The organism is Pedobacter glucosidilyticus (assembly GCF_002483235.1).
GTDB lineage: Bacteria > Bacteroidota > Bacteroidia > Sphingobacteriales > Sphingobacteriaceae > Pseudopedobacter > Pseudopedobacter glucosidilyticum_B.
In genome coordinates this window covers 188530-213384 of record NZ_DLHN01000021.1, presented here as the reverse complement: position 1 = coordinate 213384, position 24855 = coordinate 188530, and the positions used below count along the sequence as shown (strand labels likewise).

At 34.0% G+C, this 24855-nt stretch carries 21 protein-coding genes; 8 read left to right on the top strand and 13 right to left on the bottom strand.

Annotated features, from left to right (window positions below):
* Window positions 1-2 precede the first annotated feature (2 nt).
* From B2745_RS07500 to B2745_RS07465, 8 genes are all read left to right on the top strand, one after another.
* Window positions 3-902, top strand: a complete 900-nt coding sequence (locus B2745_RS07500; protein ID WP_304064891.1) for a DMT family transporter — start codon at window positions 3-5, stop codon at window positions 900-902.
* Window positions 903-1609: 707 nt separating this feature from the next.
* Window positions 1610-4462, top strand: a complete 2853-nt coding sequence (locus B2745_RS07495; RefSeq protein WP_304064889.1) for a TolB family protein — start codon at window positions 1610-1612, stop codon at window positions 4460-4462.
* Window position 4463: 1 nt separating this feature from the next.
* Window positions 4464-4775, top strand: coding sequence for a hypothetical protein (locus B2745_RS07490; RefSeq protein WP_026902526.1), 312 nt, complete (start codon window positions 4464-4466; stop codon window positions 4773-4775).
* Between the two features lies 1 nt (window position 4776).
* Complete coding sequence (locus tag B2745_RS07485; RefSeq protein ID WP_304064886.1) at window positions 4777-5661, top strand: NAD(P)-dependent oxidoreductase; 885 nt, start codon at window positions 4777-4779, stop codon at window positions 5659-5661.
* A gap of 4 nt (window positions 5662-5665) precedes the next feature.
* Window positions 5666-6751, top strand: a complete 1086-nt coding sequence (locus B2745_RS07480; protein ID WP_304064883.1) for an MBL fold metallo-hydrolase — start codon at window positions 5666-5668, stop codon at window positions 6749-6751.
* A complete protein-coding gene (locus tag B2745_RS07475) occupies window positions 6739-7500 on the top strand; it encodes a DUF1570 domain-containing protein (protein ID WP_304064880.1) in 762 nt (253 codons plus the stop codon). The genes B2745_RS07480 and B2745_RS07475 overlap by 13 nt, the downstream gene beginning before the upstream one ends.
* A gap of 57 nt (window positions 7501-7557) precedes the next feature.
* On the top strand, window positions 7558-8301 hold the full coding sequence (locus tag B2745_RS07470) for a DeoR/GlpR family DNA-binding transcription regulator (RefSeq protein WP_026902530.1): 744 nt from the start codon (window positions 7558-7560) through the stop codon (window positions 8299-8301).
* Window positions 8302-8405: 104 nt separating this feature from the next.
* A complete protein-coding gene (locus B2745_RS07465) occupies window positions 8406-9782 on the top strand; it encodes a DUF4861 family protein (RefSeq protein ID WP_304064878.1) in 1377 nt (458 codons plus the stop codon).
* A gap of 441 nt (window positions 9783-10223) precedes the next feature.
* On the opposite strand, the gene B2745_RS07460 is transcribed toward B2745_RS07465, so the two are convergent.
* From B2745_RS07460 to B2745_RS07400, 13 genes are all read right to left on the bottom strand, one after another.
* Window positions 10224-10727, bottom strand: a complete 504-nt coding sequence (locus tag B2745_RS07460; protein WP_304064876.1) for a hypothetical protein — start codon at window positions 10725-10727, stop codon at window positions 10224-10226.
* 675 nt (window positions 10728-11402) lie between these two features.
* Window positions 11403-11813 carry a hypothetical protein gene (locus B2745_RS07455; RefSeq protein ID WP_304064873.1) on the bottom strand — a complete coding sequence of 137 codons (411 nt, stop codon included), beginning with the start codon at window positions 11811-11813 and terminating at the stop codon, window positions 11403-11405.
* 192 nt (window positions 11814-12005) lie between these two features.
* Entirely contained in the window at window positions 12006-12341 is a 336-nt protein-coding gene (locus tag B2745_RS07450; protein ID WP_304064870.1) for a DUF6984 family protein, read from the bottom strand.
* Window positions 12328-13791: an RHS repeat domain-containing protein gene (locus tag B2745_RS07445; RefSeq protein ID WP_304064867.1), complete on the bottom strand. Its 1464-nt coding sequence runs from the start codon at window positions 13789-13791 to the stop codon at window positions 12328-12330. Before B2745_RS07445 ends, B2745_RS07450 begins: the two co-directional genes overlap by 14 nt.
* A gap of 239 nt (window positions 13792-14030) precedes the next feature.
* The gene (locus B2745_RS07440; protein WP_304064864.1) at window positions 14031-14669 is read right to left on the bottom strand and encodes a hypothetical protein; all 639 of its coding nucleotides are present in this window, start codon (window positions 14667-14669) and stop codon (window positions 14031-14033) included.
* A 5-nt stretch (window positions 14670-14674) separates the two neighbouring features.
* Window positions 14675-15064 (bottom strand): hypothetical protein, encoded by a 390-nt coding sequence (locus tag B2745_RS07435; RefSeq protein ID WP_304064861.1) that lies wholly within the window; start codon window positions 15062-15064, stop codon window positions 14675-14677.
* A gap of 85 nt (window positions 15065-15149) precedes the next feature.
* A complete protein-coding gene (locus tag B2745_RS07430; RefSeq protein WP_304064858.1) occupies window positions 15150-15833 on the bottom strand; it encodes a hypothetical protein in 684 nt (227 codons plus the stop codon).
* Window positions 15818-16195, bottom strand: a complete 378-nt coding sequence (locus B2745_RS07425) for a hypothetical protein (RefSeq protein ID WP_304064855.1) — start codon at window positions 16193-16195, stop codon at window positions 15818-15820. Before B2745_RS07425 ends, B2745_RS07430 begins: the two co-directional genes overlap by 16 nt.
* Window positions 16192-16503: a hypothetical protein gene (locus B2745_RS07420; RefSeq protein WP_304064853.1), complete on the bottom strand. Its 312-nt coding sequence runs from the start codon at window positions 16501-16503 to the stop codon at window positions 16192-16194. Before B2745_RS07420 ends, B2745_RS07425 begins: the two co-directional genes overlap by 4 nt.
* Window positions 16504-16508: 5 nt before the next feature.
* On the bottom strand, window positions 16509-16799 hold the full coding sequence (locus tag B2745_RS07415) for a polymorphic toxin type 50 domain-containing protein (RefSeq protein WP_304064849.1): 291 nt from the start codon (window positions 16797-16799) through the stop codon (window positions 16509-16511).
* A gap of 404 nt (window positions 16800-17203) precedes the next feature.
* The gene (locus tag B2745_RS07410; protein ID WP_304064846.1) at window positions 17204-17659 is read right to left on the bottom strand and encodes a hypothetical protein; all 456 of its coding nucleotides are present in this window, start codon (window positions 17657-17659) and stop codon (window positions 17204-17206) included.
* 18 nt (window positions 17660-17677) lie between these two features.
* Window positions 17678-24346 (bottom strand): RHS repeat-associated core domain-containing protein, encoded by a 6669-nt coding sequence (locus tag B2745_RS07405; protein WP_304064844.1) that lies wholly within the window; start codon window positions 24344-24346, stop codon window positions 17678-17680.
* Between the two features lie 11 nt (window positions 24347-24357).
* Window positions 24358-24822, bottom strand: a complete 465-nt coding sequence (locus B2745_RS07400) for a T9SS type A sorting domain-containing protein (protein WP_304064841.1) — start codon at window positions 24820-24822, stop codon at window positions 24358-24360.
* Between the last annotated feature and the right edge of the window lie 33 nt (window positions 24823-24855).

Sequence of the window (24855 nt, the reverse complement as noted above, 5' to 3'; positions counted from 1 at the left end):
TCATGAAATTTAAGCTGAGTAATGTTTTTATCTTACACTTAACCGTATTTGTGTGGGGATTTACTGCTATTTTGGGTGCCCTCATTACAGTCAATGAGACTCATTTAACATGGTATCGGGTACTGATAGCTTTTAGCTCTTTATACCTCTGGTTTAAGTATAAAAAGATAAATTTCAGTGTCAATAAAGAGCAATTTATCAAGCTTTTTTTAACTGGCGGCATTGTTGGTTTACACTGGATCTTGTTTTTTGGCGCTATTAAAGCGTCTACCGTATCCGTTGCTATGGTGTGTCTTTCATCCCTAACTTTATTTACAGCCGTTCTGGAGCCTTTATTTAGCTCAAAATCTGTTTCAAAACTCGAAATTTTAGTCGGATTTTTAATTATCTTAGGTATTTACATGATTTTTAAGTTCGAAACCGAGTACGAAACGGGTATTATAATGGGGATTTCTAGCGCATTTTGTGCCAGTATTTTTTCCATCATCAACGCTAAACAAGTAAAAAATAGAGCAGCTACAGTGATTACTTATTACGAATTGATAGGTGCTTTTTGTTGGATTTCTTTCTATTTATTACTTACCAATGGCTATACAGAAGCCATGATTTTAAGCAAATCAGACATCATTTATCTACTCATTTTAGGTGTCATTTGTACCTCTGTAGCTTATGTAGCGGGGGTAATGGTGATGAAAGAATTGAGTGCTTTTAGGGTAGCTTTAATCACCAATTTAGAGCCTGTTTATGCTATTATTTTAGCCCTATTTATATTCGGAAAAGACGAACAAATGACCAGTGGATTTTATGGTGGAGCAAGCATTATTTTAGCCACTATTTTCTTATATCCTATTGTAAAAACCAGGCTAGAAAAAAGAAAATTAAGCAAGAATTTACACCCATAAAAAAGCAATTTACGTTCTATTTTTTTCGCAATTTCATGGCTTGGTTTGGGAATTATTTAGATAAGATATTTCCTATCCACAAGCTTAGTTTTAAACAACTTTTATAGCCATAATAAATCCTTATAACAACACTCATCTTATCGCATTTGCGGCATCAATTATTACATTAATCTCTCCTTTTAACCTCTTACATCCTTTAGCTATAGCAAATCAATTTGACTATTTATCGCAAATGATTCATCGTTAAAAAATAAAATAAAATACACTAAGTATACTTAATAATTATTACAAAAATCAAAAATAGCAGTTTTAAATTGAGCTTATTCTATAGCTCGAACAGGAAAAAAAACGACAAAAAAATCTGAATCTAAGGGATAGTTTTAGGATGAATAACTTTAGTATGCTGTATATAATTTTTAAAAAATGAAAATTTTTAGAGCTTCCTTAAACAACAAAAAGGAACATTAAAAGTTATTCTTAGTGTATTTTTTTAATGATTTAAAAAGCCTATATTGGAATTGCAAAAAGAGGCCTATTTCAAAGAAAAATAGCTATTTAAAAACATTAAATCATATCATATTTGATTTTACATAATATAAAATAAATATATTATAATCAGTTATTTATGAAAATCAAATAAATTTAAAATTCAAATAATTTAACATTTAAAAAATTACAAATACTAAATATATTAGCATACAAATTTAATGAAACCAAAAAATCGAAATAAAATATTAACAATCAGTATATTAAGCTTATTAATTTTAACTTTTTATTCACATAAGGTTTTTGGACAGCTTTTTAGTAGCGAACAAAACCCACCAAGTGTAAAGTTTAACCAAATTAACACGCCTCAGTTTCAAATCATCTACCCTACCCTCTTAGAAAAAGATGCGCAGCGAATGGCCAATTTGTTAGAGAAGATGATAGAAGATGTAAGCAAGTCTTTAGGTCGCAAACCAAAGCCTATTTCCATCATCTTACAAAACCGTGGTGTAGTATCAAATGGCTTTGTACAAATGGCTCCAAGAAGGTCAGATTTTTACACTATCCCCTCTCAGGAGTTCGACTCACAAGACTGGCTAAACGGATTGGCTTTACATGAACTAAGACACGTTGTACAGTTTGATAAATTGGCACCTGATTTAGGAGCTCCAATTTTTGAAGAGTTAAAATTGGCACTATTCGGTATCAATTTGCCGCCATGGTTTTTTGAAGGAGATGCTGTTGTTACGGAGACAGTTTTAAGTCCCGGAGGAAGAGGAAGACAACCCTATTTTGAATTAGCTTTAAGAACCAATTTAGGCAGCAACAAACACTACTCTTATTCTAAAAATTATCTGGGTTCTTTTAAAGATATTGTACCCAATTATTACACCTTAGGATACTTCCTCACGAGCAAAATGAGAAGAGATTTTGGCGAGCAAATTTTAGACAAAACTTTAAGCAGAATGGCCCGCTTTCCTATACGCCCCTACAACTTTTCATCATCCTTAAAAAAACATGCTGGTGTAGGCACTTCTCAGCTTTACAAGAACACCATGAAAGAGCTAGACTCGCTTTGGGCAAGGCAGTCAGATTCATCGGGTAAAACCCTATACCAAACAGCCTATCATCAAGAAGCTAAACTTCCAACTTTTTATCAATTACCTTACCTAACCCAAGAAGGTGATTTGGTATGCCTCAAAAAGTCTTATGCAGAAACACCTGCTATCACGCTCATCAAAAACAAAAAAGAAGAAACACTTTTAAGCATAGGTTTTCAGTTAGAGCCAAATTTACATTATGCGGCTAATATGGTGGTTTGGGATGAATACCGTCAGGATAAAAGATATGGTAAGCAATCTTTCAATGTTATTTGCATTTACAACCTTAAAGACAGAAGCTTTAAACAATTAACACACAAAAGCAGGTATTTCTCTCCTGCCCTATCCACAGACGGCAAAAAAATCATTGTGGTAAAAGTTAGTTACGATAATCAATTTTCTCTGGCTGAGCTTGACGCACAAAATGGTGAAGAGTTAAAAAGCTATCCAAACCCCCAAAACTATATTTTACAAACGCCACAATATGATGATACAGGTAAAAAAGTAGTAGTAACAGCTGTAAACCAAGATGGCAAAACCTTATTGGTTTATGATTTAGGAAATAGTGTTATAGAGAAATTATTTGCTCCGGTAAGGCAACTCATCTCTAGACCAACATTTGCCAAACAACAAATTTTATTTAAAGCGCACTTTAACGGCACAGACAACATCTATAGTTTAGATATAGCAACAAAAGCAATAAGTAGAATCAGCAACGCCCAATTTGGGGCTTACCAACCTTCTTATGATGCTAAAAATCATAAAATTTATTTTAGCGACTACCAACATACTGGCCACCGCATTGTATCAATCAATTTAAACACCGTTGAAACAACTTTATCAACTAAAGACGATAATTACTTTGTTGAGTATTTTAAACCGCTTATATCGCAAGAAAACACTTCTAACGTTTTTCAAGACATCCCTAAAAAGGAATATCCGATTAAACCTTACAAAGAGGCGGCTCATCTTTTTAATTTCCATAGCTTAAGACCAATAAGTACAGAAAGTGAAATAGACAATCAATACGTCATTGGTTTTGATTTAGCATCAGATAATAAACTCAACACTTTTTCATCTACCGTAGGATATACCTATAATGGTGGATTAAGAACCAGCGAATACCGGGCTGCCCTAAGCTTTAAAAAATACTACCCTATTTTTACTGCTGATTATGAAAACCGTGGCAGGCTTAGTTATGTAAGATTAGTTAGTCCTAGCGGCGAAACTATTGCACCTTTCACCTGGAGAGAACATGTGAGTAATTTTGGTATCACGATTCCTTTTGCCACCAACTGGCTCAATAAGGGCTTCTCAACAGGCTTTAACATCAGTAGTAGTTATACCAGCAGGTATAATTTAAGTTTGCAACCCAATAATTTTCCTATGCAAATAAGCTTCCCTATGAAGTACCAATTTTACATGGGTTTAGGCACTTTAAGAAGCGAGAGAGATTTAGCTACACCATGGCTGGTTAATTTCAATATCTTATATGAACACTTACCTTTCGATAATAATTTTGATGGTAGCAACCTCATTTTAAAAACTTTTGTGAATACACCCGGCTTATTTAGCAATCACAGCTTACAGCTTAACTTTAACTGGCAAAGCAATAGTGGTGTTTATACTTTCAATACAGATATTGCTAGAGCAAGTGGTTTTCTGAATTTACCGGCACTAAACAAACTCCATAATTCCTTATTGCTTGATTATCGTTTCCCTATAGCTTACCCCGATTGGGAAGTAGGACCTCTAGCTTACATCAAGCGCTTTAAAGGTGGCATTTTTACAGATTTTGAAAACATAGGAAAGGGAAACGGGTTAAGGTCTTATGGTGCCGAGTTTAGAATGGATTTGAATATCCTAAGATTTTATCTGCCAAATGTAGATTTCGGAACAAAAATTATCATGCCAGCAGAAGAAAGCATCAACAAAAAACCGATATTAGAATTTGGTTTGATTTTAAATTATTGATATGAGCTTTAAAACATTAACAATTATTGTATTATCGGTACTAATTACCGTGATATTTATGCAAAACACAGATGAAGTTTTGTTTACCATCCTCTGGAAAGAAATTTACGTTTCAAAACTTCTGATGATGTTGATTGTAACCATTTTTGGTTTTATCATTGGATTAATTATAGCCAGGCCAAAAAAGAAAGCACCTTTGGCAACAGAAAACACAAAAGACATCCCTTTTGAAGTAAATAAACCTCAGGATGATTACTTAAACCATAATGACAAAAAAGGTTTAAGTGATGAAGACCGTGATTATATCAACTAAAATGAGAGAAAAAATAGCTTTCCTTGGTTTAGGAAATATGGGTATTGCCATAGCACAAAACCTCATCAACGCCGGACATGAAGTAAGTGTCTATAACCGTTCTGCCATAAAAGCGCAACAACTTACAGGAAATTTTGAACTGGCAAGCAGCCCAGCAGAAGCTGTTGCGGATAAAGATTTTGTTTTTACCATGCTGGCTGATGATGATGCTTTAAACCAAGTATGCAAGGGAGATGGTGGTTTTATCCCAGCCTTAAAAAAGGGTGCTATACACCTCAGCATGAGCACCATAGCACCAGAAACATCTGCCAGCTTAAATGTAATACACCAAAAAAATGGCTCTTTTTACTTAAGTAGCCCCGTTTTTGGCCGACCAACAGCTGCTGCAGAAGCAAAATTATTCATTTGTTTATCAGGACAAGAGCAGGCTAAAAAACTTGCTAAACCCTTATTAGAACAAGTTGGACAAGCCGTTTATGATTTTGGTGAGGATGTTAAAGCAGCCAATGTGCTTAAACTTACTGGCAATTTCATGATTATGGCTTCTATGGAAACCATGGCAGAAGCCTTTACCCTAGCAGAAAAAAATGGTTTAGACCGCAAGCAAGTAGCCGATTTCTTCGGTAATACAGTCTTTAACGCTCCTATTTATAAGAATTACGGAACTTTAATTGCCAACAACAATTATCAACCAGTAGGTTTTAAGTCTACACTGGGTTTTAAAGATGCTCGCTTAGCCTCAAAAATGGCTTTAGATGCAGAAATGCCTGCCCCCTTACTTAACTTGGTTTACAACCGCTTGCTTGGCGCTATAGCACAGGGTAAAGGAGAACAAGATTGGGCAGAAAGTATAGCCAAAGGAGTTTCTAACGATGCGGGTATTTAAAAAAATGATGATATATTTCTTCGTTATAATTGTGATAGCAGCAATGGCAACCTACTTATTTTTACAGTCGGCGGTTTTTGGTGGTTCACCAACCGAAACACAAGTCAAACGAATAGAAGCTTCTCCAAATTATAAAAACGGAAGCTTCCAAAACCTTTCGCCAACCACGGTAAGCTTACCAGAATCGTCTTTTTTTAAAGTTTTACAAGAGTTTATTCTTAACAAAGAAGAAACAGAGCCTAAGCAGCCTATAAAGGTTATTAAAACCGATTTAAAAAACCTTAAATCTGATGAGCCCTTAATCATTTGGTTTGGGCATTCGTCCTATTTGATGCTTATTGATGGAAAAACCATTCTGGTAGACCCAGTTTTTAACCGAGCTTCTCCTATCCCACTTTTCGGGAAACCATTCAAGTACAGCTATGATTACAGTGCTGCCGATTTTCCAGAGATTGATTTATTGATCCTCACACATGATCATTATGACCATTTAGATTATCCAACCATCCAAAAATTAATTCCAAAGACGAAGAACTTCATTGTTCCTTTGGGTGTTGAGGCTCATTTAATCTACTGGGGTGCAAAAACTGAAACTATCAAATCCTTAGATTGGTATGATGAAACTCAGCTTTTAGACTTTAAAATAACAGCTACCCCGGCAAGGCATTTTTCTGGCAGAAAGTTTACCAGAGGCAATACCTTGTGGAGTTCTTTTGTTTTTAAAAGTCATAAATTGAGTATTTATTTAGGTGGAGATTCTGGCTATGATACCCATTTTAAAACCATTGGCGATAAATACGGTCCTTTTGATTTAGTTATTCTGGAATGTGGACAATATGGTGTTAACTGGCCGCTCATCCACATGTTTCCAGAACAGGTTGCCCTAGCTACCGCTGATTTAAGAGCCAAACAACTTCTACCTGTTCATTGGGCTAAATTTAGCTTGGCCTTACACGCTTGGACAGAGCCCATCAATAAACTTAGCGATATTGCCGATACTGCTCAAAACCTAAATTTACAAACACCACGTATTGGAGAACCTTTATCCTTCATCAAAATGGATAAAACAACAAAATGGTGGCAAAATTAAAACTCGTGAAACTACCTATCATTATATTACTATTGCTTTGCAGCTTTAGCAGTTACAGCCAGAAATTAGCCATCAAAGAAATCGGTTTTAGCTTAAAACCAGAAGACAGAGCCAAAATAGAACGCCTGGCAACCTATGAAGTTAAAATATTTAATGGTTTGTTTAAAGATGCAGAAAATGACAGCTTAACCATCCACATCAATTTATACCACAAAGGGAAAGATTTTAGAGATGTTTTACAGCAATTTGGTCTAAAAGGCTTAACAGAATCCGGTTTTTATTCGCCCATAACCAACCAATCTTATGTACTTTACCAAAGTGTAGCAGATATAGAAATTATCTTACATGAAATGAGCCATGCTCTTTTAAGGAATAGTATCAGAAATCCTCCCAGATGGTTTAATGAAGGGTTGGCAGAGTTTTTAGAATCTTTAAAAGAAGAAAATTATAAAATACAGGTAAATGCACAATTTCATTACTTGGATAAAATGAAAGCAGATAATAGAAATATCCCTGCAAACATCAGTGCTTTCTTAAACAGCCATAACAGTTGGCAAGACAAAAACAGAGTGCATGATATGTATACCATTTCTTATTGTATGGTATATTACATCATCAAACAAAACCCACTATTAATTAGCAAAATGGCCAATATGATGAGAAAAGGAATCAATACTGAACAAATTTTCAATACCCTGTTTGGTGGCATAGATAATTTTGAAAGAAACTTTAATTTTTATTACAGATAAATACCATTTGAGTTTTAAGTCGCATTTAAATACATTTGCTGTGTTAAACCTAAAAATATGTTAAAAGAAGAACGTCATGCCTATATCCTCAAACAAATAAACTTACATAATAAAGTTTTATCATCTGATTTGAGCGAGCAATTGGTAGTTTCTGAAGATACCATAAGAAGAGATTTAAACGAACTTGCAGAAAGTGGTAAGATTTTAAAAGTACATGGCGGTGCTTTATCAAAATCTTTTCATTACCCCTTCCAACAAGTAGACGCTTACGCTAAAGATGCTAAAAAGGAAATTTCTAGAAAAGCTTTATCGCTGATACAAAACGGCATGACCTTACTGGCCAGCGGTGGTACCACCATGATAGAACTGGTAAGGATGATTCCTGATCATTTATCTTGTACTTTTTTTACCATTAGCCCTTTAGTAGCGCTAGAACTGGCAGAAAAACCAAATTTACAGGTTATTTTGTTAGGAGGCCAACTCTCTAGAAATGCTCAAATAAGCATAGGCTCTAAAGTAATCAGCGAACTTAGTGATATTAAAGTTGATTTATGCTTATTAGGTGCCAATAGCGTTTCTTTAGAAGAAGGTGTTACAGATTCTGACTGGGAAGTGGTACAAGTAAAAAAAGCCATGATTAAATCGGCACAAAAAACTGCTATTGTAAGTATTGCAGAAAAATTAAATTCTATCCAAAAGCTTAAAGTTTGCCATCTTAATAGTATTGATTACCTCATTACAGATTTAAATGCTCAGGATAGCTTATTAACAAATTACGCCAAAAGCGTACACGTTATTTAAAGCTGAAATCTCCACTTCTTCAATACATCTTTTTAAAATATTGCTATATTTGAAATCGATTTCTATATCGATAAACCAATTTTTGCACATCATATTTTAAAAACATGTTCACAAAAACAACCCTCTCGGCTCTGCTAACGCTGTGTAGTTTGTATGTTGCCGCACAAACCAAACCATGGTACACACAAGGCGATTTTTATCCATCGCAAAGAATTGCTTACACTTTGGTAAATGATTTAGATATCAGCAGAGAAAACTGTCCTATCATCATCAAAAGAGAAGATTTCCCAATTCCTGATATTCATGAAATGTGGGTAACCGTGGTAGACCCTTCTTTACCTCCAGCACCAGAACCTAGCGAACAGCAGTTAAGAAATCAAGGCGGACATGAGTTAAGGAAAGAAACTAATGGACATGCTATTTTTCATCAGTTAGATGATTTGGATAAAGATGGGATTTGGGATGAATTATTCTTTATGACCGATTTAAAGCCTAAAGAAAGTAAAACCATTTACATTTACATGGGCGAAAATATTAGAGGTTGGAACAAACACTATACCCATGCAAACATAGGTAGCTATACGCGTCATATTATGCCTTTCTGGGAATCTGAACATGTTGGCTGGAAAATATGGTTTGCAAACTCGGTAGATGTTTTTGCTAAAAGAAAGCCCTTATTAATGTCGCAACGCTTATACATGGAAAATTTAGATGGTTATGGTGTAAGCAATATTTCAAAAGATTTAGGTTCTGATATACAAAGTGTTGGAGATAGTTTTGGAGGTGGCGCTATCTGCCTTTTTGAAAACCCGGCAAAGCCAGATGCTGTAACACGACCAAGATTCACCCCTGCCCAAGCCGCTATGGCACCTAAAAGTATGTGGAATGCCGGTCAGATTAGTGATACCCGTTATGCTTATGATGTTGTAGTAAATGGTCCTTTACGTTCTATCATTAAAATAAAAACCATGAACTGGGATTCTGGTAAAGGTTTTTATGAGTTAGAACAATTTTACACCGCTTATGCACATCAAAACTATAGCACTTGCCAAGTAAATTACACCAAGTTTCTTCCAAAAAATTTAGATGTTTTAATGGGATGCGGTATACGTAAAAAACCGGGTAAAGAAGATTTATATCAACAAAATGGTATCATCATCTCATCCGGACCAGAAGGTATTAAAGACCCTGAAAAAATTGATGATAGAGCAGAGTACCTAATGGATTTTATTGGTAAAGCTATTGTTGTAAAAGACACTTACAAGCCACAATACCAATTCTCAGCAGAACGCGGCGGCAACCATACTTTTAGAATTCAGGCGCCAAAAGACAATAGCTTTGAGTATGCCATATTTGCTGCTTGGAAAGATGGAGCAGTTTTAAATACCGCAGCTTCTTTTCAGGATTATGTAGTAAAAACTTCTAGAGAGTTTAATAGCCCGGTAAGATTTTTAAAACCAACAATAGAAAATAAGAAGTAATTTTTTTAAACGCAGCGTTCGCAGAGATTTTTAAAACTAAAAAGAGTTTTATGTTCTTGGTGAACGCTGTTTTATTTTTTAACCACGGAGAACACAGCGTTCTCAGAGAGCAGAAAAAGAAAAATTAAAAAGGAAAAATTAAAAATAGGAAACTCACCACCCAGAACTGGTAACTTGGTAACCTACAACCTATAACTTCTGCAAAATCAATCATTCTCTCATTCAAAAATCAATCAATAAAACTCACCACCCAGCTCTGTGTCCCCTCTGGCGCAAGTATGCAGCCTTAGCCATGTGCGACTGAGTACTTGTGCCTTTATTAGCAAAACCTTTAATAACCTCTATCATACCGTTGTAATTATACAAAATTCTTATTCAGGCACAAGTACCCTCTTCTCATTACCCCGGCTGCATACTTGCTAAAATGGGGGTATAATAAAGCTAATTTACTTTCTTAATGTAAACTTTATTACCTACTTTCTTAAGATTGCCGAAGGTGTCGAAATATATATACTTTTCGCTTATGAAATATTTATCAATCATCTTTTCAATACCAATATTAATTGGTGTAAACATTAAAGATTTCCTGTTTATATTCAAATTGCCCAAACTATCTATTTTCATTGTCTTATAAAGCTCAGGTATACCAATTAATTTGGGAGGTAAAGCTATAACTAGTACAAAAAAACTTGGCTTAATATCAAAATAAATAAAAAGTTCCGAAGTATTCTTACCATCGATTGTTTGATAATTAAAAAAAATATATGCATTCAATTTTTCCCCTTTTTCATTATATACAATGTAATTTTTGACAGAAGGTAATTTTATATATCGATTAGATGCATATTCGATAAAAAAACAATTAGCAAGATCAAATCCCCTTGAAGTCTCGTTCGTCTTAAATAATAAAAGAGCTAATAACGAGTATTTTAAATACTTTTTCATGGTCTAGTGTACGCCCTGTATATAATTGCAGCTTTATTGCTTAGGTATGCGAGCAAGCTTGACTTGTGCCTATTATAAATTTCCGCTAATGCGCAATTCAATGACCGCTGCTTGTCAACACTTGTAAGACTTGCGACGGTTAGGCGCTTTTACATCTATTCTTTAAATCCTAATATACTCATCAAACACGTAATAGTTATATTTCAAAAAAAATTATAACAGAAAAAGTAATCCCAATTATTATTACAGAATATATTGCCATTTTTACCCCCTGAAGGTATTCGTAAATCACTGATTGACTCTCAATATTACTTATTTCCAATCGTCTTTTTAAATATATATACCCCCGTCTGGCGCAAGTATGCAGCCTTAGCCATGTGCGACTGAGTACTTGTGCCTTTATTAGCAAAACCTTTCATAACCTCTATCATACCGTTATAATTATACAAAATTCTTACTCAGGCACAAGTACCCTCTTCTCATTACCCCGGCTGTATACTTGCGCCAAAATGGGGGCTGAGTACTTGTGCCTTTATTAGCAAAACCTTTAATAACCTCTATCATACCGTTATACTTATACAAAATTCTTACTCAGGCACAAGTACCCTCTTCTCGTTATCCCGGCTGCATACTTGCGCCAAAATGGGCAAGTGCGCTTAGATCAGTATCAAGTATTCAATACAATTGGTAGTAAAAAATCACCTCATTTTTTACTAAATCAAAGGTTACTATTCTAAAGTCTCTTGAATCTGATTGGTCTACCTCAAGCAAATAATATCCTTTTTGCAAATAGCTTAATTCCCTATGAATTTCACTTATAGGTAAGTCCTCTTTTATAGGTAAAGATCTAAACTTTCCTTGTTTTAATAACTTCTTAACTTCTGAAGTATCTTTAAAAGATAACATTGCAAGATAGAAACCATCTCCATTAGGACCCCATTTCTCATTTTCTGATATAACCGATACTGCATTTTTTTGAACATCTAATCCAAACTGCGTATTCAGTTGTTTTATATACTTTGGGGTTAAAGAACATGAAAACAGCATTGAAAGCATTAAAATGATATAAAAAAATTTACTTTCCATTATATATTATATTATAAGCTTTTCCACTTGAATAGAAATTATACCCTAGCGTATTTAACTCATTTATAAATGTCCTTATACCCTAGGCTTTCGGATCAAAATCATATCTATCAAAGAATGAAGTTGTAGTCAAGTCCGTTGCTTCACCAAAAGAATACTTTAAATCAAAAAAGCTTTTTAACTATAAAATCATTAACACCAACTTTCAGGTTCAGGTATTTTAATTAAGGGACTAAAATCAGTTTTCCAAATATCAACCTCAAATATTTGCCCATCCTGGTCAACATTTAAAGAAGCAATTACTTTTACGCCATCTTCATCTATAAACTGACATTCACTCACTAATTCACCTAAGAAACGTTTTTTATCAATAATCCCAAAAGGATATAGATATAATCCCCCCATATTTCCATCGTTCATAGAACGCACTAAAAGTTCTTGTCCTATATTTATATTTTTGAAGGCTTTTGTAATTAAAAACTTAATCAATCCTTCTTCTTGCCGAGTTGGTTTTCTAATTAATTCCATGTATTCTACCAATATTAATTATACCATTTGAAAGCTTGTAAGCTGTATACTGAATTCTATGTCCAGAAACTGAAATTATCTGATTATATGGCTTACCTACAACCATTTTTGTTGCAATAGTTGGCAAATGACTTTTAACTGCAGATTGGATCGTGACCCGACTCAATCCAAGTGCATCTGTATGCCTAAATGCGTGACTGATCTGATTAGCGTCTCTCCCAAACTGAATAGTGAGTTTACTTGGATTAGATGCAAACCATTTTGGAACAGAAGACCAAGATATATTTGCTAATCCTTCAATAGCTAACCTCCATTGATAAAGTTCAATCATAAGCTCATTAAAAGGCAATAACATTTCTTTCATGTATAAACGAGCAGCAGCATCTTTTTCTTTTTGTATCTGCTCAGGTGTTTTATCATCTTGCATTAAAGAATGAAAAGCATGATTTAATCCAGAACTTATAGCCCCATTTCTAACTCCATCCCAAAAATTTCCTCCACCCAATTCTGATAATATCCCACCTACCAAGGCTCCACCTGCTACTATTCCTGCTGCTTGTAAAACCTGGTTATTTACTCCCGATATTAAAGATTGAGTGCCTCCTGCTGCCAAAGAACCAAACGCCCCTGATAAGAATCCTGACCCATAACTACCCCCGCTCATACCAGACATTACACCTCCAAGGTGTCCATGAGCTAATGTTTGAATTGCAATTTTCCCAAAACCTGACATTCCTTGAACGGCACTCCCAATACCCATAGAAAACGCTCCACCTATACCTCCAAGTAAAGCTGCTTTTCCTGCGCCATGAAAAAATGGCATATCATTTACAAGATTATTTATACCATTAGTTGCCGTACTTATAAATGCTCCAACTAATATTGGTACAAACCACGCAACCTCCCCACTCGGGTCCACATGGCTTAACGGGTTATTATACACATAGCCATACCTATTAAAATTCTGGCTATTGTATGGGTCTTGTACATAATTATCCGGTTGTAAAAACCTGTGTAATTTTGGGTCATACAACCTGCCATTCATGTGTATCAAGCCTACGCCTAACAAATGCTCATGCCCTGTGTATCCACGGTCGAGGATAACAAAGGCAGTTAATGGAACACCGTTTCCATTTTCCAATTTAACAATATTTCCCCAGGCATCAAATTGTCTTTTTTCTGCTATGTTACCTGTTGCATCTGTAATCATCACGATGCTACCTAAATGGTCGCGATGAAGAAAATATAACTGTGCATCTAAAGGTTGGGCATTGCTATGGTGTATTTCTTTCCATATAGCTGGTGCGCTATAAGCATCACCTCCTAAATAAAACACAAAATTGGTGGTACCGTTTTGTATATCTTCGGTGATTTCCATCGTACCGTCTTCACTGTAATGACGACGATACGGACGATCCATTTTTTCTGTTGCTGTACTGCCATAGTACATGTGGGCCCGCTGTAAACCTGCATTGTACTGGAAACTTATCCTTTCTTTACCCTCTTCGTTTATTTCTACCGGGCTTTTGAAAGCGTTATAGTTAATTTATATTCAAAAAACAAACGAGTTTAAAACTCTATTTTTATTGATAATCCGCAGTCTTCCGCTTATACTCTTACTGTTTCATAAAACTACGACAAAAGGCACAAGTAGCTTTTACCATACTGCTCAAAACTCATACTTGCCAGTTAGGGATATCTCAATTCATATAATTCTTTTATAAATAAATTGTCTAGTTTTATAACGTCATCTATCAGAATAATCTTATCCACTGGTTTCATTTGCTTTTTCCCGGTACCCACATATAACTGACCATCTTTAATAAACGAAATAAACAACGGGGATTGAGGGTAAAAGACTAAATCTGGATTAAACTTTATAATTTGTCTTACTAAGTTAGAAAGAGCAATAAAAGCCGAAGTGTTATAGGCGTTTAACTTATCTACCGAAAAATATGAATTATCATAACTACTCATGTGTAAAGATCCACAAAAAATTGTATCTTTAAATACAAAAGCAGTAAAATCATCATATAATTTATCAAAATCAATGTTTTTAGCAAAAAAATCGCCTTCTTCATAATTTATATGGTTTTTTTTAAGTTCAAACATCGGGATTATAATAAAACTATACCGATTAAATTCTCTATTCTTAGGTTCTCTCTTTTCTTTATCTAATTTTTGTATTAGTTTGAAAGCTCGTTTTTCTAAGTCAGGTAAAATATTCCTATAGTTCTTAAGTGCAGATTCTAATATTTCTTTTTCTGTCTGGGAATATGAAGTATTTATAATACTACTTAAAAGACTAACTAATAAAATTAATCGCATAGTCATCACCATTTTATCCAATTAATAACTGAACCACTTCGCATAAACCTACCACCATTGCTTATACCACCTGTTAACGGATTCATCATTGATACATTACTAATAACTTTATGAGTACCTCCGAAAAATCTGTTCATTTTATCTGAAACACTAAAGCCTCTTAGATTAACAACATGAGCATCGGTTGTAGAGAAAAGACTGTAACCACGTTGATATTGTGCTCCAATTTGATCGTAATTTATAGAATTGTATAATTTTACACCTCCACGAGCTGCTCCATAATTCCCTGCTAAATCATACATACTTGCCCTCCTCTGGCGCAAGTATGCAGCTTTAGCCATGTGCGGCTGAGTACTTGTGCCTTTATTAGCAAAACCTTTCATAACCTCTATCATAGTGTTATACTCACACAAAATTCTTACTCAGGCACAAGTACCCTCTTCTCATTACCCTGGCTGCATACTTGCGCCAAAATGGGGGCTACTCCTTACTAACAGGAACTCTTCGGTATCGTTTAATATCTGGCTGTTTCAAGTCATCTAAATCCTGTATAAATGATGGCCTATATTTAATAAAATCATCAAAAGGAATAATACTTTCTACAGGTTGCATCCTATTTTCACCTATTCCGACATATAATTTACCATCTTTTATAAAAGAGATATACAAAGCCCATTGAGGATAGAACACCATATCAGGCTTAAAGCTTAGAATTTGCTTTGCTAAGCTCGCATTTGCAATAAACGCCGAAATATTATATCTACATGTATCATTTGTAGAAAGCCCAGAGGCATGTTTCTTACTAAAATTTATTGATCCAAAGTAGGAAGTATCCTTAAAAACAAATGCCTCAAAATAATCATATATACTATAAAAATCAATCTTTTCTGCAAAGGTATCCCCTTGACGATAATTGATATAATCATCTCTCAGTTTATACATCGGGATGATAATGAAGTGATAATTCTTCAAGTTTTTATCTTTGATGTTATACAATTTCCTAAGTGTATTGAAAGCATGTTTCTCTAATTTTGGCAATATTATTTTATAGCTTTCAAGTGCTGGTTCTAATATTACTCTTTCTGTTTGGGAATAGAGGTTACTTACAATACCCAATAATCCTATAATCAAAATTAAGCGCATTTTCCTTACCATTTTATCCATGTAATAAATGAACCTCCTCTCATAAAGTTACTCCCGCTAGTAATGCTTCCTGTTAAAGGATTCATTATAGAAACATTTCCAATTACCGAATGTGTTCCTCCAAAGAACAAATTAAATTTATTAGAGACTGTAAAGCCTCGAAGGTTAACAACATGGGCATCCGTTGTAGAAAAAAGACTATAACCTCGTTGATAATACATTCCTATTTGATCATAATTTATACCTTTAGAAAGGAATGTACCACCGTAAGGTCTTTTAAAAGATTTTGCTACTCCAGTCATTGCAGCCCCATCTGCACCACCCATTGCATTTATATAATTTTGTGGTAGGGGGCGAAATTTTAGAGGCACTTTATTTTTCAACCAAAAATAGAAGTTTCATTCCTCCACATAATTACTAATCTTAACTTATCCAAATTTTCATAAGTATCTTTTGAAAAAATACATTCTTCAAATAGCTTTTCAAAATCTTGTATATCGCATTCAAACTCTGTCATAACTATTGATTGCAATTCTCTTTCTTCATCATTTGGCTCTATATCTAAATAATATCTTATTTTAAACCATTTAGTAGATTCATCCCAATCGCAGCATATACCTCTAACATGTGTACTTAAATTATGAATTAAGGCTCGTTGCAGAGATAATCTTATTTTTACTGATAATTCCATTATTTTTATTTCTTAAATAAATATGGCACTATGTGTATTTGTCCTTTAGCATTAATATGAATTACCCCAAATGGAGTAGGTCCTAAATTTTGACCAGAAAGATTGAGAACATTACCTATATTACCATTAAATTTTACAATTGGCATGCCTCTATGATTAATCCCTGCATTTATAAATTTACCATTATTTAAATCTTTTAATAAAGAATTAGGGTCCGAAGTAAGGTAACTTCTTCCATCTATTTGAGTTGAACCATGATGAATATTTTGCTTACCAATATTTAATTCTAAGTCCACTTGTTCTATACCTGGTGATGCTATATCATCAAATGCAATAACTTCTGCATTTCCAGGAGTAATAGTATATTTAGAAGTGTTATTAAAGCTAAACCTTGTGCGACCAGGAGCTACGTCGCCTCCTCTGGCGCAAGTATGCAGCCTTAGACATGTGCGGCTGAGTACTTATGCCTTTATTAGCAAAACCTTTAATAACCTCTATCATACCGTTATAATTATACAAAATTCTTACTCAGGCACAAGTACCCTCTTCTCATTACCCTGGCTGCATACTTGCGCCAAAATGGGGGTTGCAGAAATTACAAATACAAACTTTCTTTATTATAAAATTTATATTTATAAATCTTCGATTTTATAGTAGTGGTGCAAGTTGTAAGCTAGCACCAGCTTAGGATATAAAAGAACTAAGGTTCGTATTTAATTTTCCAATCTAAACTGTCCAGTTGCTCTTTATTAAAGCTTAACTTTTTATTATATAGTTTTTTTTCAACAATTTCATCCCAACTGTAATTCCTCATTGTAATCTCTTTAATAAAAAATAAGCAAATTACACCATTTTCACATTGAACTTCTCTGTTTTTAGGAGTACCAAAATACCCAATGTTTCCTATCTGATACGGATTAATTCGATAATTAGGAGAGTAAATTTCGGGAAATGCTTGACCTTTTACATCAGTAGCACCATCATCTCTTGTTTCAAACAATCTTAGAATCGGAAGTGCTGTGAGATTACACTCGCAATTTTCTGCAACATAAATTGCTGAATCACTATAATTAAAAACTTCTAGCGTAGCTGTTGGTGGGTCATATACGCAACCTAATTCTAAAAAGCAGAATAAACCTAAAAACCAATATTTCATCTTTGTCACTTTTATTTGTTAAAAAAGTCTAAAAAACTTGAGCTTGTTAACCCAGTTAATATCTTGTATTGGGAATTTACCTGTATTAATATACCTACTTCCAAAATAATTACTTGATAAGAAATTGGCCCAAGTTTCTGTCCAGAATTTTTGATGGACATGTCCAAATTTGCCGTTCATAGCAGCACTCATAAGGCTTTCTTTTCCGATTACTCGATAAAAATCAATTAATCCAACTTCTCCTACTTGCAATATATGACCATATTCATGTTGCATAAGTGTAGGATTAGTATTTAAGGTAAAAACACCCTTGCCGACGGTTATACCACGTCCGGGCAAAGTAACTGCGGCATCGCCATTTAAGGATGAAGATTCGTAAACATTGACTCCCTCAAATTTACCCACATGTTTCCCTTGAATTTCGGTTAATTTCTCACTAATACCATGAGCTCCGTAACCGTCTGAAAGATCAAGATGTGCCTTCCCTGTAAAAAAGTTTACATCCTTGGTTAAAGCATCTATCCCTCCAAAAACTCCTCCTGTTATTCCTCCAGCTATTCCCTGTTTAAATCCATTTTTAAAACCGGCACCTAAAGATTCACCTATATTCCCACCATTTAATGCTGTATTCCCAATTCCACTAACAAATCCATTGGTAAAACCTGCACTTGCTCCGGTTGCTGCACCAGCAATAAAGCCTGTTGATGAAACTCCTGCAGCCGTACCCATAAATCCTGCGCCAAAACTTCCGCCTGCCATAGCAACATTAACACCTGCTCCAATACCAGCCGCCGCTGCACCAGCCAAAGCCCCAATACCAAAATGTGCTAATCCTTTCCAACTAAACTTAGCGCCATTAGCAGCCCAATTTATCACACCACCTATTACAGCTCCTACTATTAAATGTATAAACTCCCCACTAGGGTCCACATGGCTTAACGGGTTATTATATACATAGCCATACCTATTAAAATTCTGGCTATTGTATGGGTCTTGTACATAATTATCCGGTTGTAAAAACCTGTGTAATTTAGAGTCATACAAGCGGCCATTCATGTGTATTAAGGATACGCCTAATAAATGCTCATGCCCTGTGTATCCACGGTCGAGGATAACAAAGGCAGTTAATGGAACACCGTTTCCATTCTCTAATTTAACAATATTTCCCCAGGCATCAAATTGCCTTTTTTCTGCTATATTACCTGTTGCATCCGTAATCATCACGATACTACCCAAATGGTCGCGATGTAGAAAATATAACTGCGCATCTAAAGGTTGGGCATTGCTATGGTGTATTTCTTTCCATATAGCTGGTGCACTGTAAGCATCACCTCCTAAGTAAAACACAAAATTGGTGGTACCGTTTTGTATATCTTCGGTGATTTCCATCGTACCGTCTTCACTGTAATGACGACGGTAAGGACGATCCATTTTTTCTGTTGCTGTACTGCCATAGTACATGTGGGCCCGCTGTAAACCTGCATTGTACTGGAAACTTATCCTTTCTTTACCCTCTTCGTTTATTTCTATTGGGCTTTTAAAGGCGTTATAGGTAATTTGCTGTAAAGCTCTATCTTGATACCATGTTTGAGCTGTACTTACCAAATTATTTAACTGGGTTTGTTGGTAATTATTATAGGTATAATCTCCTAACTGGCTGTTATTCGTAATACGTCCTTTATTATCATAAATGTGGCTGTTGTTACCATGATTATCGTTAAAATTAGTTAAACGGTCTTGGCTGTCATAAGCAAAACTCTCGTTCCAACTAAAGGCGCTATTGCTTCTGTTGGTTAATAGCGCTCGTTGGACATTAAAAGTATAACTTAAATTCATGAGATTAGTAGGATTGCCTACCAGCTTTTGTGTAACAAAGTTTTGTGGTAAACCATAGCTATCATAACCATCATTTTGTTTTAAGTTATTACCCATTAAAGCTGTAAGGACCTGCCCCCGTTCATTTAAACTCTGGATTTCATGAATTCTTAAGCCTGAAACTTGGTCGGTTACTTTTAACACCTCTCCATACTGATAATGATATTGTAAGGTTTTACTAGCTATTTTATTGTTCGCTTTATTTTTAGCTTCTGATGTTTCTGTATTTATCCTGCCAAAGTCATCATAAGTAAAACTTTTCACAAAGCGGGCATGTAGGTTATCTTCTACTATACTGGCAGGCCGCTTATTGCTATCGTACGTATAAGTATAATTAGTATTGTTACCATCAGCATTGGTGAGGGCTAAAGAATTGAGTAGCTTTGTACTGCCATCATAAGTATAGGTCCAGCTCATCTGCGTATTATCGCCAGTGAGCGTTTTTGCTAATAGCTTGCCAGTATTGGGTTGGTAAGTATATATAGTTGTCCCTTTAGGTGAAATTTCTTTAGTGGTTTCGCCAAACTGATTATACTCATAATTGTAAGTTCCGGCAGAAGGATCGGTCAATTGGATTTTCCTGCCCCAACCATCATACGTAATTTGCTGCACTACGCCATCATAATTGGCCGTTTTCATATTACCTACGGCATCATAGGTATAGCTGATGGTGCCTCCTAGGTCCTGTACACTAGTTATTTGTCCTAAAGCGTTTTTGGTAGTAGTGGTAGTTTTAGTACCATCATTAACAGTTGTTGTTAAACCATTATAACTGATATTGGTTACCTTACCTGTATAGCTAGTTAAGCTTATCGTCCTACCATACTCATCATAATCTGTTATATTCCATTGTTTAATAGCATTATATCCTGGTTCAAAATGGGATTCACTTCTTTTCCTTAACCTTTCATATGTGTCATATTGAAAACTAGTGCTTATCCATTGACCTGTTACATCTTTAAAAGAGTTTTGTATTTTTTCACCTATAAAATTTATTATTTGAAAGGCTTCCGTTCCTTTATCATCATTTGTTAAAATATAGGTCTCTGTACCAGATCTTACATATGAAATCCTTGATTTAAAACCAAGATAATCTGTAGTTTCTATCAATTTTCCCCAACTATCATATACAAAACTTTCGGTTTGATTATATGGATTAGTTTTTGATAAGATATTCCCAGTTACTTGGTCAGAAGTATAAACAGTTGTCATTCCTTCCGTGTCTGTTTCAGAAACAACAAACCTTCCTCTAGCATCATAGGTTTTGGATGATGTACGCTGCCCATCAGTTGTAACTACTGCTTTGGACAAAACATTGCCAAAATTATCATAAGTTAAATTCTCCGTAATAAAAGGGGCGCCGTGTCCTTTCTTTTTTATTTGTATAGGTAGGTAATCTGTATAGGTATACTCTTCTTCTGTTGTAAAAACGTCTCCTGCAGCATTATTGGTAGTTTTTTTATTAAGAGGCCTTCCTATATGATAACTAGTATTGCCTTCATAATTACTATAAGTTATCTCCGTTATAGTTGTCCCTTGCCCTGAGAAATTTTGCTGCTCTTTCACTAAATTTAGATAGCTATCGTATTCAAAAGTTTTTAAAGTGTTGGTTCCTGTTAAATTATCTTTTACAGATACAGAGGTAGTAAAATTTTTATAAACTTTATTTGGAAGCAATTCAGTTTTGTATGTGTAATCTGTTCTGGTTATATAGTCACTAATTGTAGCACCATCATCTATACCAGTAGCTGGATTATTAATCTTAGCTAAAAATGTACCATTTGAACCATTTGCTATAAATCCAGGTAAAAGAGTTACAGATTGAGATGCTGTAACAATTTCTTGACCAACTACAGAGGTAAATCTTAAAACATTTAGTTCTGGAATATTTTTAGATTCTATTATATCATTTATAAAAGGATATTTAGTAGCAAATTTCTTAATTACAGCTCCGCGTTGAATCGGACTCGTTATAGTTATATTATAAAATCTGTTTGGATCTTCATCATAATACCAATTACTACGTGTTATTTTTTTAAAACCAAGAAAGCCTAATCCATTACTATGAGTAACGGCTCCTTGGTATGATAAAACTTGTTTTAATGCTATTCCAGTTGAATAATAGTTTTGCCGTTCTATTTTACTAACAACTTTTAGTCCGAGAGCATTTTGAATATCAATATAAGGAAAAATTTGGTTGAAGTCCTGTTGGTAAATCTGAAGCTCATCATAATTATCAACATTATAGATTAAAGGTTTATATGTTATTTTGTATGAAATTGCTTGTTGACTTATCTGGTCAATTACAGACTCTTTTTTAAAATCTTTTGTAAATTTAAAAGAATGAAGTCCATTATTACTCAGCAACCCAAACTCTAAATTATAATTAGGCTTATCACCTGTTTTAAACACTGGAATAGGATAATGAATAAGACTAGTGGTAATTGTATTCATAAAAGGGCCTGCTTCAACCATTGCAACATTCGAATTATTTTCACCTCCTATATTGCTAAACGTAGAAACCTGTAATTGCCCCTGTATTTGATTGTTGTAAGTATCAGTAGTTATTCTTATAAAATCAGACTTATTATCGCCATTTATATCAGCTGAGATATAATTTATAAATTTAAAATGACCATTATAAGGATTTACTTTAGCATTACCAAAAGGCATACTTCTTTCTGTCTTAAAAAAATCTTTTCCTGTAGATAAAAATACAGCATAAATCTGACTATTTGTATGATAAAAATTATAACTATTAGAAAACGTCTGCAAAACTGTAGGAAAGATAATATCGGCTTTTCCGTCTCCATTATAATCTCCTAGTAATGGCTTAAAATCCTGATTGGTAGTAATTCTATTATCAGATGTTTCCCAAATCTTATAAATATTATTATTGTCATTAAATCCATAAACATACATTTTACCTGAAGTAATCTGTAAAATATCTGTTTTACCATCTCCATTAAAGTCAGCCGTTATTAATTGGTTATTATTATTGTTTGGAGCTAATAAAGATCCTGCATATAAAACAAAATTTGATTCTATTCTTCTATCAAGATTGATAAAATTTACTACGGCTGAATTAATAGTGTAACTAGATTGATAACAACAATCAACACAATAATCATTATCAACTTTATAATCAAAAAACTGCTCGTAAGGCTTTGTTACCGAAACTAAATCTGTTAATCCATCTCCATTAAAATCACCTGATAAAAAGGTTCTTGGTATATCTCCTACTACAACATATTCACTTGTACATTCTGAAAAATAACTATGTGAGGGTACTCCTTCCCACACTTTTTCATCCTCTAATTTTATACCATAGATACCTAAAGGTCGAACTATAGAATATGTTTGAAACTTAAGTTTATAATCCCCATCGTTTTTAATAAAAATTAATCCTGAGTTTTTTAATAATTTATTATTATTATCCAGTTGTTTAGCAGGAAAAACATCAAGATAAGTACCAGTATTTACTGTCGAAACTACTTGTGAATTATCAATCACATAATCTGGATCTAGTAAAAGATAAATCTTATCTTTTACTGAAGAGTTTGGATTATTAGGACTAATAATAAAATCAGTTTTACCATCTCCTGTAAAATCTTCATTAAGAACTTTGCAATTTGCACTATTCATCCCAGAAAGACCAAATTGTTCTTTACCCGCATATATTAAGCTATTTAAAGAATTTTCATATGTAAAATTAATCGGCACAAAAGATTCTGTTTTATCTCCATTATATTCTATTAAACTTATTAATCGTTGATATTTTAGTGAAGGAACAGCGTCATAACTTAAACTATAATTTCTAAAACCTACTCCATCAGTTAAAACATTAATTTCAGTTAATATTTTACTATTACCAAAACTAAATCCTCCAATATAACCTTGTTCTGTTCTTAAGGAGGCACTATAACTAAAATTTATCTGATTAATAGCGGGGGTTATTCCTACACCCCCATATTTAATACTTTCTATTATTAAAGTATTATTAGAATTGGTATAATTATAACTAATTCTTAAGCCTTTAATATTTTCAGAATATGTTATAGCATAAGTTAAAATAGTCTTTGATTCATATGAAATTCCATAAAAAGATTTTGTACCATCTGGATAAATTACTTCAAAATAATTTGGTCCATAAGTAGCTCCATAATGAGAAGTACCATGAGAAATAATTTTTATATTAGAATAGTTTTCAGTTTCATAAATAGCTCCGTCACCTCCATAAACACCACTTTTAAGAATTAATCTCTGGCCATCTAAGGCATACCGATCGCCAGAATCAAAATTTATATTTCCAACCCTATTGTCATGAAAATTAGTCGCAGGTACACGTGTTATTGAAGATAATCCATTTATACTCCAGCCAATTCCAGCTAATCCGATGTTACCTTGACTATTGTAAGATAAGGCTATTTGTGGAACAAAACCATTTATACCGGGAGGCAAAGAAATTGGAATAGTATAAGTGGCAGCTCCTGTAGGACTAACATCAATTACACCATTTGTTTTCCCAACTGCTATTTCAGGTAAGGATGTGCTCTGAAAAGTATTTGTTTGATCAATTTGTTTTGATATCGGCAAAGAACTAATATTCTTAGACGAAACATCATCTAATTTAAAAGTATCTCTTAAGATAACTATACTATTTTCTTTACTATAAGTTATGCTATCATTAACATTTAACAAGCTTTTGCTAATACTATCTTGATTTACGATATGATTATTAACTATAGTATCTTGATTTGCAAATAAACTTAACTCATTTAAAACAAGAAAAATAAGTAGAACTCTTTTCATAAATAGATGTTTTATTTTTTAAATATTTTCAAGGTTTCTTTAAGGTTATCTGAATAAATGGCTTGTAAGACATAGATACCTGGAGCCAATGAAGTAAAATCTAAAATGGTGCTTTGTTCATAACTCTGAAATGTCTTTTCTAGCACTTTAACACCCAAAACGCTAAAAAGCATGAGCTGCTTTACATAAATTTGCTCATTAGAGCTCCATTTTACCTGCATTTGTTCTGTTACAGGATTAGGAAAGCCTTCTAAACTTCTTTTAGGCTCTTTATCTTCATCAGCAAATTTTGAATCATTTAATAATTTTACTTGCTCCTCAGTTGGCCTGTAAGCGCTTGAGCTACAGTTAGCACAAATCCATTTACGTTGGGTTTGGTTACCTGCTGCATCATAAGTAAACGTAAGTCGCTCTTGTGCTTGCAACTTAAGCATTAAGCAACAAGTACATAAAATGATGAAGTATATTTTTTTCATAAGCTTAGGTTAAATGTTTAACGTTTTCATAAG